Here is a 13,808-nt window from a genome sequence, read left to right as displayed (position 1 = left end):
AAATGTCGACTAACCCGACGAGCCGTTTACCAACGATATTGACGGCTTTTTGTCGACCATGCTCCAACATTGTTCGTAAGCGATTTTACCATAGCCGGGAAGCTAACCTTCTCCCTGCCTCGATGGGATTTTCCTTCAACATGAAAACTGGAAGTTTGAGATCTCTGGCAACCGCCAAGGTCTTCTGGTCGCCGATGCCGGCTGGCGCTGTGCCAATACCGAGAGCTTCTCCAATAAAAACCCCGTGGGTTCGGTTAGAAATGATCAAGTCTTGCGCGAGATAATGATTAATAAGTTCGTCTAAAGAGCCGTCGGTACGCGTTATCTCAATCTTCCCCGTAAATCGTGAGAACAAATGCTCAGCCAACGCCGCTTCGTTAGAAGGCGGATGCGTAAGATGCCGACACTGAAGAATATATGTAAATTGCAAGTTGCGCGGGGCCAGATGATTAAGTGTACCGAGAAACTCAAAATACCAGTCTATGCTTTCCGGGCCCCAATTGTGGAAATTAAATCCGACCCTCTGAACCGAATGACTCTGCTGAAAACGCTTGAAATTTGCCGCAACATATTTCGCGAGAGCGTCCTGCTCAAATTCGACAGAGATTCCAAAATCGGCGCATAGTTCTATGGATGCCTGATCCCTGACACTAAAGTGGTGAGCAACATTGGCAAGTTCTATAAAAGTTGAGGGGGCGGCCCAAACCGTTTCGCTTGCCACGTGAACACATCGGATATTGAACTGCCCACCAGCAGCTTTGATTTTATGAGCAATGGCCAGCACTTTGTTGAGCTGATCAACGGACCAGATGAAGTTTCCTCCACATATGGTTACATCATCTGCAGCGATATCGCTAATTCCGGCAGCATCTTCCAAATGCAAGAATGGAATATCTGACATGAACGGAAGCGGAGAAAATCCAATCAAAAGATCAGGCGTTCGTTCAGCTGCGAACGCTTGAATGAGATAGTCATCGCCGCGATTGCCTACTCCGAAAGCGCCCACATAACCAACCCGAGCCGCAGTCTTGTTGGAAATCATTGTTTTCACCCTTCACGCTGGAGGTTCGACAGCACCAAATCATCGTCGTTCTATAGGCCGATCAATATCAAAAAACTAGAATTCTTCGTCAAGCTTGGGCGAGATTGGGGCGACAGCTTCAATCAGATATGAAGGCGGTTGGCTGTCAAAATTCTGTACCCAAGATTCCATACACGATTGGGACTTGCGAGGAACTGTCCGTTATTTTCTCGGTCTCAGGCTGTCTCAGTTTGAGGGTGCGCTCCAACTGTGTCTGGAGATTACCGGAAACCCTGTCCGGACTTTGCCGAAACCCGCAGCCGGTAAAGACTCTTGGCTAAATCCCCGCCGATTATGCTAACCTTTTCCATGGACGCTCTCTTTTGTAAGGCGTCCGACACAACCATTCTGGCACGCGGTCAAAGCCTGAGCCTAGAGTTTTAAAAAGCGATTGATCTTCGCCACCTTATCCATTTCCTTGCGACGGAAATAGATCGCTCGGCCGCAGCGAATGGGACTGTGGCCTTGGACTATAATGATCTGCTCGTCCTTGCGCATCGACTGAGTGATTTCGTGCGGCATGATCAGCGGCCGGCGCTGGAAACTGATGCTTTCGGATTTGCGGGCGCTGCTGTTGGAATTGCTCCAGCCGACATCGCGCGAACGTCCCTGGACTTCAACGGTCATCTCTCCGCATTGGGCGGAGACATTACGCGCCGTGTCAAGCGCCTTGATTGCAGCGTAGGACGTGAAGGCGCAACCTTCGATCCAGGAGGTTGCTCCATCCTTTCCGAAATGACGCTCGAGTTGGCCGACGGATTGGTACATCAGCATCAGTGTGATGCCATACTTGCGCCCGCGGTCGCGCGCTTCTTCAAGAATGCGCATGTAGCCTAGCAGATCGACCTCATCGAGCATGAAGAGCGCCCGCTGGCGGAAGTGGCCGTCGGCCCGGACCATAGCATTGATTAGCGAGCCGCTGATCACCCGGCCAATGCCTGGATAGGAGCGCAGGATTGATGCAGGAATATTAAGGAAGACGTCCTTCCGTCCGGAAGCGATGTCGCTCGATCTGAACGCATCACCGCAGACGAGCGCAGCATAATTGTCGAGCGACAGCCATTGCGTATCCTTGGATGCTGTCGAATACACGCCGGAGAAGGTCTGCTCCGTCATGTTGGTGAAGACGCCGAGAGTCTCGCGGATAAAGGCGGACGGGGAGTTTTCCTGGATGTCGCGCAACATGGCGAGCACCGATGGCTCCGGCTCGGAAACGATGAGACGCAGGCTACGCAAGTTACGGCGGCCAGCATAATCCGGCGATAACATCACATGTGCGAGAAGCCCAGTTAGCAGATTGTGCGCCTGGTTCTGGAAATATGAACCTGTCGAGGTGTCGAAGCGTAGGCTCTCCGACAAAAGCATATGGGCGATCCCAACGATGTCCTCTTCCTTACGCATCGATCGCTCGATCCCATCAAGAACGTTGAAGCCCATGACTGGATTGGTAGGGTCGAGTACCATGACTTCGCGACCGAGCGCATGAGCACGATGTTCGAGAACTATCGGCGCGATCTCAGTTGATGGATCCAGACAGATCAGCGGCCCTTTGTAGCGCAGCGCGGTCGGGATGACATTGCTGGTCGTCTTGAAGCCGCCGGAGCCTGCGAAGAACAACATATGGGTGGAATCGAAATTCTGATTGAAGGTCATGAGTGGTGCCTTGCCACCTTGCCCCCAAGTTCCGTGATCGTTCGGATCAAAAGGCAACTTGTGCACGCGATCACGGTCGACACGGTAGCGCTCGCCGATAACGATTTCTCCGTCCGAGGGGAAGAGCTTAGCCACTTCCGGCATGGGCAGCCAATCTGCATCGCCTAAAATGCCCAGCTTGGCACGCTTGATCGGATCGGAAACGACGATCGAGATGCGCGCGGAGATTGCGACAATACCAAATCCGAGAATGATCCCGACAACCGCGAAGGCGTCCAGATAAGCGAGCGCCTCGCTCCAGATGACGACGCCATTCTCCACCCATGGAACTAGACGGGCATACTCCCGCAGAATGTAAAAGCCTGCCACGCATGAAAAGCAAAGAAGGCTCGCGAAAGCGATCGGCGGACGGCGATGCAGCGGCAATGCCGAAACCGTCAGAAGTGAGGCGATAGGTCCGAGAAGGAGATTGGGAAGAAGACCCGCTCGCAAGAACCAATAGGCGATTCGTGCTGGCATGCCGATCGCCAAATCCTGCCACTGCCATCTAGTGATACAGAGTGTCAGCGTTGTCACTACGATCGGCACCAGCATAAGAAACAAGCTCGGATGTATTCTGTTCTTCAGCGCCATCAATAGGCTTTCTCGGGCTTTAGTGTTTCCCGTTCGTATTAAGGCATTTTTGAACACCGTCCTTCTAATCTGCTGACGATCTGCTCACTGCGCCGGACCGGCTCGGGTGTCTGCGTGGTTCAAATTTTCTGCTCGACGGCCGGGCAGCGCGCTAAGCGCGCAACATTGAGACTGCGGTGTTGATGGAGTTGATGCAGCTGGTTCGCGCCCACGAGGCCGCGGCGGCGAGCAACATCAAGGGCCGCAACGGCACCAATCCAATTGCCAGCCTTCAACGGATCTCTGAACTAATGCCCCGTACCATGTGACGGCACGTGAGATGGTTCAAGACCGGCGGGGCACCACTCGATTGCCTCATTGGAGATGGCCGCGAGTTTCGAGAGACTACCTTCCAGAAGCGTTCGAACTCCGTAAAAAATGACCAGGTCTCGGGCGAAAATGCGAACAAATAAACCATCTTTGGTTGGCCGTATGATGACGCAAGCGTCGCCGAAGTTGAGAAACCTCTCGGCTCCGTCGCTGACTGCAGATCTGCTGCCATCCCGAATTTGCATGCACGCTCTCTCAGCATTCATATAGGCAGCGCTGACAATTGGGTGTCCTTCCTCGCAGTCGAACCTTTTTTCTGGCCCGTTGGAGATTATGCAAGGGTATAGCTCGGCAGCGTGTCCGCAAATCTGTTCAAGCCACATAACGGAATCGGGCAAGGTGACGTAGGCTTGGGCGATATATCTTAACATTTCGATCCCATCAGCCTTTAATTTGGTAACGCGGCTAATTTCCCGGGCCTCATTCAGAATGATGCTGATTGGGTCGATCATAGATCTGTTCCTCGTTCGGCGAGTGCCTCGTCGATCGCACGTGCCAACGCTTCAATTTCCCGAATGCTGTGCCTGGCGGTAGGGCAAACCCGCAAGCCGGCCTTGCCCTTTGCGACGGTGGGAAAGAAGATCGCCGAGGTGTAGAAGCCTTTGTCGAGGATATGGGCTGCGGCACGAATCGACTGTCTTTCGTCGCCGATCTCTATGGTGCGGATTGGTAGTTTCGAGCCTGCCTGCTCGCTGGCAACCATCCTGTCGAAAACAGCTAGCCGATCCGCAAGCGCATCCTGGCGCAACTTGAGCTCATCGGTGCGGTGCAGCGCCTGAGACGCCATGGCTGCGCCGATTGCCGCTAAATTAAGCGACGCGGAAAAGGCATAGGCGATCGAAAAGCGCCGGAACAATTCTTCCTGCCGAGGTGTGCCGAGCATCAGCAAGCCGCCCGATGCTCCAAAGCCTTTGCCGAGCGATGCGGCAACGATCGTACGCTCGCCAAGGGCTGCGCCGACTTGGGATCGTACAAATCCCTCCCCAGACTTCCCGAACAGGGAAATGCCATGGGCATCGTCGATATAAAGAAACAGGCCGTATCGATCCTGGAGTGCGAGCAGGTCCGCAATTGGCGCGCTGCCGCCCATGGAATAGACGCCATCGCATACATAGGCTACGCGATCATTGCGCCGACAAATATCCTCCAGTGCGTTCAGGTCGCTATGAGCAATCGTTTCGACCGGTGCTTCGTTGGCGACGACCGGCTTGTGAAACGCTAGCGTCGCATGGGCTAATCGGTCGAAAACGACCACCGGTCTTTTGTTGTCAGTGAGGTATCCGGAGGCGAGGAGCGGTAGGGCTCCCATATTGGCGGCGAGGACGGTCGTGTAGGTTATAACCCGTGCCGCAAACAAGTCAGAGAGTGCTTCTTCCAGTTCGCCTAGCAGGCTGAAATTAAGCCTCGTTCTTGCGCAGGACCAATGGAGCGCCTTGTATCGCTGTACCGTCGCTATTGCTCCTTCGAGGATGAGCGGATGATTGTCGAGGCCCAGATAAGAGCAACGAACGAAGTCAACCACTTTTCTCTTGTGACGCACCTTGGGCAACAGCACGGAGCGATCCTCATCCGGGTCCGCGTAAAGCGCCATCACTCCCTCCTGCTCGGCAGCAGCAAGATTTTGATCGGCGGAAGCGATCACGCTGAGTGTATTGCGGTAGGATCGCGACAAAGCCGTAGCGGTGCGCGAATGACGATCATCGCTCATGGGAATATCCAAATTGTTGGTAGCGGAACAGCGACACAGCAGAAAATGGACATCTGCCGCAGCACATCGCATCTCATTGGCGAGGCGATGCTATTTTATTGCCGTGGAATGGGTCCGCGAACAACGATCGTTTCGGTAATATTGTCCGAAGGTTCCGTGACGCCAATATTTCGAAAGTGAACGGCTTGATAAACACAGCAAGCGGAATGTCACATTGATGCTCAACGGAGTTTCTCCGTGATCTCAGTGCTTAAGAAGCTCGCTCTGCGTTCTGACGGTCATCGAGCGCATAACCGGTGGCCCGTACCGTGCGGATAATATCGCGACCGAGCACGCGTCTCACGCCCCGCCGAAGGCGCCCGACATGAACGTCGACGGTGCGGGGCTCCACAAAGGTACCTTGCGGCCATGCAGCCTCGATGAGAGCGTCTCGGCTGAAGACGTAGCCTGGTTTTTGTAGAAAATGCTGAAGAAGGCGAAATTCGATCGGACTGAGTTGGACCTCCATGCCGTTGCATTCGACGCGCATGCTATCGAGGTGCATTGTGATTTCCGCATAAATAAGCGAATTGCTGGAGGCTCTTTCCGTGCAAGTTTTTGCATTGTCGTCTGGCGATAAGTGGGACAGATAAGATAGAAAGCGCTCTGGGTTGAAGGGGCGCATGAAAATCTCACTTACCCCGGTTTTGAGCACTTCCAGATAAAGTTGCTGATTTCCCGCTCCCACGAAAACCGCGATCGGTGGGGTTTTTTCGGCCGGTGTCTCTCTGATCTGGCTGACAAGCTCGCCGATGCGGAAGGCATCGCTATGATAGTCTATTATCACGGCCACCAAATCATGGGATTTGACGCTGGCGAGAGCTTCCTCCGCTCCTTCCACCAGTGAAGCTTCAAAACCTCTCATGTTGAGGATCTGGGCGAGCAGAAGGTAGAATTCATAATCCGTGGAGCAAATGAGGATGAGTGGCTTCATTGATGACAACCTTTCGATCAGTGGGCGGCAGCACGCGGAAGATGAGATGGTCAGAGATTCCGCGTAACCTCGCAGTATGTTGATGCAACAAAAATACCCGCATCAATTGCGATTCTCTCTTATTATTTTCAAAAATCGCTGTGATTTACCTGTCACAAATTTGCATTGCACGTAAAGAGGGAAAATGGTATTTTTTTCATCACAATTTTGTTGCATCAAAAAGGAGGATCTTTGGGAGCGAGTTCAGTCGGCTTGCTTAGGATATGCGCTTGACGGATCTTGAAATGAAATAGGAAGTGGCCAGGGATCACACGACATATGCGACATCCGCGGTCGTGACTCACTTGTGAGAACAAAGTCCGGCCAAACTTTCGTCCCGTGCCGGACGTTCACGGGAGAGCTTCCTATGATTTTCGCGGATACATCAAAATTTCGCCACCCACGGTCCTCGGATGATGACATCTCTATTTGGTGTGGCACGGACATGGCGGCCGCGGTCTTAGCCGCCAAGGCGGCCTATGGTCCTGATGCTACGCTTGCTGTGGCTTGGTGCGCTTTAGGCGCGAAGGTGGATGGACGTGCTGCCGACAGCCACTTCTGGTTCGAGGTTTTTTGCCTGCTGAGTGCTGACGAAACGCAGGCGCGGGCTCTTCGACCGGCGCGGCGCGGATTCAGTAACGCAGACGGCAAACTGAATTAGGTTTGCTGTGGCCAAAACTGGTCGGGCGGGACCGATGTATCTTTGTACTTCTCGGTAACGTCCCACGCTCGGGTATCGGCCCGACGCTAAGCGATAAGAATGCGGATAGAGGGGAGTTTCCGAAGTGGGGAGCAGCAGCGGATGGCGATCCGATAAGTGCCAACTGTCTGGAGATAGATCGCGACGTGGCGGACGGAGGAAAGAACGCCGATAAGCGATTGACAACACCGCTCAGAGCTTTTGTCGCAGCTTTTCGATATGCTCTTCACAAATCGCTTTTACCAATCGCTGCAGTGCGTCCGTACGTCCGCCAAGCCAGACAAGCGCTTCTTCGGTGATCTTGAAATGCTCGGAATAGCGGGCTTTCACATAGGCTTGGTTGATAATGTTGAACCAGGCAGTATGGCGGCGTTGCCGATCTTGTGACCAGATCTCAGCAAGCCGCTGATCGCGGCCTTCGGCAAGTGTCCTTAAATGGTTGAGGTTATGCGAGGCAGGGCTGTAATTCGTCAATGTCAGCAGTAAGGTCGAATATGCCTGTTCAATCGCTTGATGGAGGAGGAATGCTGCTTCATCCGTGTCGCCTTCGCTTGCGGAAAAGCGAGCGACCTTAAAAAATTTCTCGCTTTTGTGAAATCTCTTAAAATGTTGTTGAGCCGCACGATATTCTTCCGCTGGTGTAAGCGGCTTTGGCTCGGCAAGTTCCTCGTCGTCGAGTTCGTAGAGAACGATACCGTCGCGCCGGATTTCGCTGAAGAAATAATTGCCGAGTTTCAGTGCTGTGTTGACCTCGCGGAGCGAATGCACGTTGAGGCTGACTGGCGGCTTGACGATGCGGGGAAAGCGGTCGGCCGCCTTGCGCCAGTATGAACCGAAGTCGGTCAGCTTGCGATTGTTGACGATCACCAGCAGATCGTAGTCGGACTTATAGCCTTTGCCGGTATGCTCTTCATCGACCCAATCGCCACGAGCATAGGAGCCGAAAAGAATGATCTTGAGGATGCGACCCTTCTTCTTGAAATCGGCCGTGCCTTCCTTGAGCGCATCCTCGAATTCCTCATGCACAATCTCGACAATTCGCGACAATTCCAAGCGCTTGCGTTCCGGCAGATGATCGAGACTGAACTTCATGGAGAGCGGGACCCTTTCTGATGATTCCAGTTGTAGGTACGATCCAACTACAACGCCAGTCCGATAGTAATTCTATCCAAGCGGATAGGGTAGCAGAAGAGATCTTTCAGCCCTTCGATCGAATTCGGATTTCGAGGGCGCCTGCTCAATGATCTGCTCTGCGCAGGTAACGGCAACTTGGTTTGTTCCCTTTATGTTCTTATATTGCAAATGAGAAGTCAAGTTTGACTTCTGAGCATTAAGTTGCCGATGTCTTTGCGAAATATCCGTTCGCCGGAGTCCCTCGGCATCCACCCATGGATTGATCCGACGCTTTGAAAAGGTAGCGGCGCGCGACAAAAGGGGTAATTTCTGCGTCGTTACGAGGCCTCGTTAGGCAAGAGAGGCCCGTCCGGCTTCGAGCTTTTCTGCTCGCAGACGGACCTCTCGCGGAGGTGCACCGGGGTGCGTAGGCGTCTAGCGTTCATTCAATGAACCATCGCTGAACGCTTATCTTCTAAACGTCGCGGCATCCCATGATCATGCACAATGTTTTGGTATCGTCATCCTGCTTCAGCGAACCCAGTTGTTCCACCGCTCCAATAGCTCCGAGGCATGATCGTTTATCCATTTGGCATCTGGAATGACGATACTGTCGCGCACGTCTTCGGCGCTCGGCATCTGGTCGCGAACTGCTTGCGGCATCATCATAATCGCCGCGCTGCTCGGTGGCGTGCACAATAGTGCCTCGCACACCTTGGCCTGGATGTCCGGGGAATCCAGCCAGAAGGCGATGAGCTTCAGAGCATTGTCCCGATTGGGCGCCCCTTTGATAACCGTGAGACGATCGCCCACCAGAAATGCCGCCTTGTTCGACCAGGCGATCGAGCGCCCTTCTGCCTTGAGCGCACTTGCCCTCGTTAGCCAGATCTGTCCGATGCTGTAGTCGTTTTCACGGAACCCCTGGACGCTCTGATCTCCGGTCTTCCACCAGAGCGAGATGGACGGCCGCAATGCGTCAAGTTTCTTGAGAGCACGATCGACGTCGAGCGGAAACAGGTTCTCGCGCTTGACCCCATCTGCCAAAAGGGCAGCCGCCATGACGCGCCACGGATCATCGAAATTCGGAAACGAGCGTCCGCCCGGGAACTTTGAAGTATCCCACATATCCGCCCAAGTCACGGGCTGGTTGCCTTTGAAAGCCTGCGGATCGTAGGCCATCAATGTGGCCGTCGAAAACAGCCGCACGCCGGCCGGGATGCAGGCATCGGGAACAAGATCCTGGCGGTCCTTAAACTGGGCGCAAAAACCGTCAAGCGGTTCGGAAATCGCGAGATGATCCTTTGAGCTCACCTGGATTTCTCCATCGGGGTAGAGATCCCAGCTGACATTGCCGGTTTTCACCATCGCGGTCGCCTTGGCGCGCATCTCCGCGTTGGTTGCCGCTACGGAAACCACCTGGATGCCGGTCTTGGCGGTGAATGGCTCGAACCACCATTTGCGCAGTGCCGCATCATAAGCGCCGCCGGTCGTGGCGATCACGACCTGCTCGCTGGCAAATGCTGAACCGGGCGTTTCTCCCACAAGAATGGCTGCGCAAAGCATAGCGATGCCGCTCAGCCGGATAGCTGCTCTTTTTGTCATCAATGTTTCCCTCTTATTATCCCGCCCACAACGGGTGTTTTTGCCGCTAGTGCTGCTCCCGGCGGCTGTTCAGGAGATGTATGGAACCCATCAAAAGCAGCGAAACGGCAACAATGATGACCGAGACGGCGGCAATGACAGGTGTCAGGTTGAAATCGATGTCTTCGAACATTTTCCGGCTGATCGTCTTGCCCCCGGTATCAGAGATGAAGAAAGCTACGGTCGCTTCGTCAAAGGAGGTCAGGAAAGCAAAGACCGCGGCGGTCGCGACGGACGGCGCGAGATTGGGAAGTGTCACGGCAAAGAAGGCCCTGAGCCGCCCTGCTCCACAGCTCAAGGCCGCCAGTTCCAACAGCGGGTCCATTCTTTCCAGCGCTGCGGAAACGACGATGACGACAAAAGGTACCGCCAGCACCGAATGGGCAAGGACGAATCCCGTCAAATTCCCGGTCAGTTGCAAAGGCGAGAAGACCAGATAGAGCGCCACGCCGAAGACGATTGCCGGGACGATCATCGGCCCAAGGCATAGGGCCTGGAGCAGCGCCTTGCCCGGTAGTTTGCCACGTACAAGAGCAACGGCCGCCATCGTCCCGATGATCGTCGCTACTACAGTGGTTAGTGCGGCGATCTGTAGGCTGAAAACGGTCGAGCGCAGCCAGTCGGGATCGGACAGATACGCCTCGAACCAGCGTAGGGTCAGTCCCTGCGGCGGGAACGTGATATACGAGGCGTCGCTGAGTGCCAGTGGTATCACCAGCAGCGTCGGAAGGACGAGAAAGAACAGCACCGCCGCAATCACTAAATTGGATGCATGTTGCGCCATCCATGGCCAGACTGAACGATACCGGCGAGCCTCGGATGACGGTGTTGCCAATCGTTGCGTCAAGGGTTCAGATTCAATGGACACTGTTCAAACCTTTGCTGAAAGAGAGTGCGCGGCGGAAGAGCAGCACCAGCAGCAACGTCGCGGTGAGCAGGATGACCGACAGGGCGGCCGCAAATGGCCAATCCAGAAGGACGATTGTCTGCTGGCCGATCAGGGTCGCCATCATCAGCGCGCCGGGTCCCCCGACCAGGGCGGGTGTGATGTAAAACCCGATGGCGAGAATGAAGCAGATCACGCAGCCGGCGAAGACGCCCGATAGGCTGAGTGGAAAGGTCACGCGCCAAAAGGCGACGATCCGGCTGGCGCCGAGATTTCGTGCCGCCTGCTCATACGCGCTCGGCACCGAACGCAAGGCCGAATGGATCGGCAGGATCATGAAGGGCATTAGCACGTGCGTCATCGCGAGAATGACAGCGCCCTCCGTATAGAGCATTTTCAACGGCGTCGAGATAATACCGAGTTGGATCAGCCCGTCGTTGATGATGCCGTTGCGACCTAGCAGCACGATCCAGGCATAGGAGCGGACAAGCACCGAGGTCCATAGCGGAATGAATAGGCATGCCGTTCCGAGCTTTACCAACTTGCCGCGCATGCGCGCGATCGCATAGGCGGTCGGATATCCGATTGCAAAACAGGCAACGGTCACGATCGCCGCGATGCGGAAGGTTCTGAGCAGGACCTGAATATAAAGTGGACTGTCGAAGACACGCTGGTAGGGGACAAGCGGAGCTTCCCCGGAAAGGCTGATGCCGATAAGCCTGACCACCGGATAGACGAAGCCTCCCGCCAAGAGGAGGAGCAGCGGCAGGATCAGCAAGATGGCCAATAGTGGCGAATAATGCTGGCTCGATCCTGTGAGGATCCAGTTGCGGAAAGTGCCGATCGATTGTCTCGCGAAGGATGATGCCATGGATTAGACCTCCGTTTTTGCAAACAGCCGCAAGGCGTTCGCTTCTGGGATGACGTCAACCAAGTCTCCCTGATGAAGGCCTCCCGCTACATTTCCGACGGGCATCTGGATCTGGAGGAGGCGGTCATCGCTGTTCTGGGTTCGCACGAAGAAGAGGAAAAACGAACCGGCGAAAACAGTCGCATCTATGGTGCCCGTCAGAATGGCGCCGCGGTCGCGACCATGGGGCGCTAGCGACAACCGTTCGGGGCGAACCGCGATAGTGACAGCTTGACGAGAGGCAAACGGACTGGCCCCGTCTTCGGCAGCCGCCGTTGCAACGACGTTGCCGCCTTTTGGCCGCACCATGTACTTCCCGTTATCTTGACCAAGATATTCGCCGTCGAGAAAGTTCATGCGACCAATGAAGTCTCCGACAAAGGCTGAGGCAGGCGAACGATAAAGATCGAGCGGCGATCCTACTTGAGCCAGCCGGCCTTCTGCCACCACCGCAACGCGATCAGACATGGTGAGTGCTTCCTCCTGATCATGCGTCACATAGACGACGGTCGCCCCAAGGCGTTGCTGCAAGCTCTTGATTTCCAATTGCAGCGCCTCGCGCAGTTTCTTGTCGAGGGCGCCAAGGGGTTCGTCCATCAAGAGAACAGGTGGCTCGAAGACGATTGCCCGAGCGACGGCGACGCGTTGCTGCTGGCCTCCGGAGAGTTGATGGGGATATCGATCGCCATAGCCGTCGAGGTGGACCTGCGCCAGTACCGCCTCGACCTTGCGGCTGATGAGATCTTTGTCCATTCGGCGCATGCGCAACGGAAAAGCGATGTTGGCTGCCACCGTCAAATGCGGAAAAAGCGCATAGCGCTGAAACACCATACCGATGTTGCGCCTGTTTGGCGCCATGTAGGTAACGTCACGACGGCCGATCATTATCTGGCCGTTGCTCGGGCTCTCGAAGCCGGCGATCATCGTTAGTAGCGTCGTCTTGCCGGAGCCCGAAGGACCAAGGATCGACAGGAATTCACCCGCCCGGATGGCCAGCGAAATGCCATCCACGGCAAGCGATGTGTCATATCGCTTTTCAAGCCCTTGCAGCGTAAGTGCTTCACCAATCAAAGTTCCTCTCCTTATTGTTGTCTCGTGAAACGTGTTCGTTTGCGACGACCCAGCAAGTCGTTCACCGCGATCGCTGGCTTCTGGTCCGGTTCCCAGGTTGAACTTTGGGAAGACGGAAAATTGCGAACGTGTTATGATTTTAATGTCACATAACGTTTGCAAGCGCGTCGCTTTTCATTTTTGTTGCAACAAAATGAACGTTTGTCAAAAGGAAATTGGAGAAATTTTCAATGGAAGTCGCACCGGAAGACGAAGGATACCATCGACATCAGCCCAATCGCTTGGGCGAAATGGCGTATGGCAACATGAAGGAGCGACTGATCCGAGGCGCTTTTTCCCCTGGAGATAAGCTCACAATCCGTGCGGTTTCGGAAATGCTGGATGTCAGCACGACGCCCGCTCGTGATGCCATCAACCGCCTGGTGATTGATGGGGCGCTCATTTACTCCGGCCCGAAAACCGTTATCGTTCCTCACTTAAGATTGTCGGATCTCGAGGAGATCACGCAGATGCGCCTGGCCCTGGAAGGGCTTGCGGCGGCGCTGTCCGTCAAGGCCGCAAGCGAGGCGACGATCGAAGAACTGGAGCTACTTCAGGCGAAAATTGACGCTGCACTGGATGAAAAGCGTTATTTTGACGCCCTCTGGCATAATAAGGAGTTCCATTTTGCGATCTACCGTTTGAGCGGTATGCCCTATCTTTTGCAGACGATCGAGACCCTTTGGCTGCGGGTTGGTGCGTCATTTAATGGCCTCTACCCAGAGTTTTCCGAGACCCGCCACGGTGCTCGCAACCATCGTGCCGCGATAGAGGCGCTTGTCGAAAAGGATGCCGCCGCTGCGCGCGCTGCCATCGAGAACGACATTCGTGATGGATTTCGCCAGATGAAAAAAATCACCGCAGACCGCGATCAAAGGAATCTCTGTCGCCGCTGAATAATTATGTTGCACTTTCCTTCTCCCCGTGTTTTTTTGTTGCAACAAAAATGTGAACGGGATGCGAACGCGCATCTGTCCATGGAGAGGGCAAGG

At 54.7% G+C, this 13,808-nt stretch carries 12 protein-coding genes; 2 read left to right on the top strand and 10 right to left on the bottom strand.

Translation table 11 applies throughout. The annotated features are described in order from the left end of the window. Window positions 1-85 precede the first annotated feature (85 nt). The 5 genes from AC13QY_RS20805 to AC13QY_RS20785 form a co-directional block, all read right to left on the bottom strand. Window positions 86-1,042, bottom strand: a complete 957-nt coding sequence (locus AC13QY_RS20805; RefSeq protein WP_113501620.1) for a glycosyltransferase family protein — start codon at window positions 1,040-1,042, stop codon at window positions 86-88. Between the two features lie 411 nt (window positions 1,043-1,453). Beyond that, a complete protein-coding gene (gene traG, locus AC13QY_RS20800; RefSeq protein ID WP_113501619.1) occupies window positions 1,454-3,367 on the bottom strand; it encodes a Ti-type conjugative transfer system protein TraG in 1,914 nt (637 codons plus the stop codon). Window positions 3,368-3,654: 287 nt separating this feature from the next. Then, window positions 3,655-4,188: an SMa0974 family conjugal transfer regulator gene (rctB, locus tag AC13QY_RS20795; RefSeq protein WP_113501618.1), complete on the bottom strand. Its 534-nt coding sequence runs from the start codon at window positions 4,186-4,188 to the stop codon at window positions 3,655-3,657. Further along, window positions 4,185-5,444 (bottom strand): 8-amino-7-oxononanoate synthase family protein, encoded by a 1,260-nt coding sequence (locus tag AC13QY_RS20790; RefSeq protein WP_113501617.1) that lies wholly within the window; start codon window positions 5,442-5,444, stop codon window positions 4,185-4,187. The genes rctB and AC13QY_RS20790 overlap by 4 nt, the downstream gene beginning before the upstream one ends. 250 nt (window positions 5,445-5,694) lie before the next feature. Next, entirely contained in the window at window positions 5,695-6,417 is a 723-nt protein-coding gene (locus tag AC13QY_RS20785) for a response regulator transcription factor (protein ID WP_113501616.1), read from the bottom strand. A 406-nt stretch (window positions 6,418-6,823) separates the two neighbouring features. On the opposite strand from AC13QY_RS20785, the gene AC13QY_RS20780 reads away from it, so the two are divergent. Further along, window positions 6,824-7,117 carry a hypothetical protein gene (locus AC13QY_RS20780; protein WP_488493903.1) on the top strand — a complete coding sequence of 98 codons (294 nt, stop codon included), beginning with the start codon at window positions 6,824-6,826 and terminating at the stop codon, window positions 7,115-7,117. A gap of 231 nt (window positions 7,118-7,348) precedes the next feature. On the opposite strand, the gene AC13QY_RS20775 is transcribed toward AC13QY_RS20780, so the two are convergent. The 5 genes from AC13QY_RS20775 to AC13QY_RS20755 all read right to left on the bottom strand — a co-directional run bounded on the left by AC13QY_RS20775 (window position 7,349) and on the right by AC13QY_RS20755 (window position 12,777). Continuing rightward, window positions 7,349-8,248, bottom strand: coding sequence for a nucleotidyltransferase and HEPN domain-containing protein (locus tag AC13QY_RS20775; RefSeq protein ID WP_113501615.1), 900 nt, complete (start codon window positions 8,246-8,248; stop codon window positions 7,349-7,351). A gap of 552 nt (window positions 8,249-8,800) precedes the next feature. Beyond that, complete coding sequence (locus AC13QY_RS20770) at window positions 8,801-9,832, bottom strand: extracellular solute-binding protein (RefSeq protein WP_113501655.1); 1,032 nt, start codon at window positions 9,830-9,832, stop codon at window positions 8,801-8,803. Window positions 9,833-9,917: 85 nt separating this feature from the next. Further along, on the bottom strand, window positions 9,918-10,694 hold the full coding sequence (locus AC13QY_RS20765; RefSeq protein ID WP_113501614.1) for an ABC transporter permease: 777 nt from the start codon (window positions 10,692-10,694) through the stop codon (window positions 9,918-9,920). A gap of 73 nt (window positions 10,695-10,767) precedes the next feature. Further along, on the bottom strand, window positions 10,768-11,667 hold the full coding sequence (locus AC13QY_RS20760) for an ABC transporter permease (RefSeq protein WP_113501613.1): 900 nt from the start codon (window positions 11,665-11,667) through the stop codon (window positions 10,768-10,770). Between the two features lie 3 nt (window positions 11,668-11,670). Beyond that, complete coding sequence (locus tag AC13QY_RS20755; RefSeq protein WP_113501612.1) at window positions 11,671-12,777, bottom strand: ABC transporter ATP-binding protein; 1,107 nt, start codon at window positions 12,775-12,777, stop codon at window positions 11,671-11,673. A gap of 230 nt (window positions 12,778-13,007) precedes the next feature. Here AC13QY_RS20755 and AC13QY_RS20750 point away from each other — a divergent pair, with 230 nt between their 5' ends. Then, the gene (locus AC13QY_RS20750; protein ID WP_113501611.1) at window positions 13,008-13,712 is read left to right on the top strand and encodes a GntR family transcriptional regulator; all 705 of its coding nucleotides are present in this window, start codon (window positions 13,008-13,010) and stop codon (window positions 13,710-13,712) included. The last annotated feature ends 96 nt before the right edge of the window (window positions 13,713-13,808 follow it).

The sequence above is a fragment of the Martinezella sp. CNPSo 3795 genome (assembly GCF_057784475.1).
This window is presented reverse-complemented; position numbering and strand designations above follow the sequence as displayed.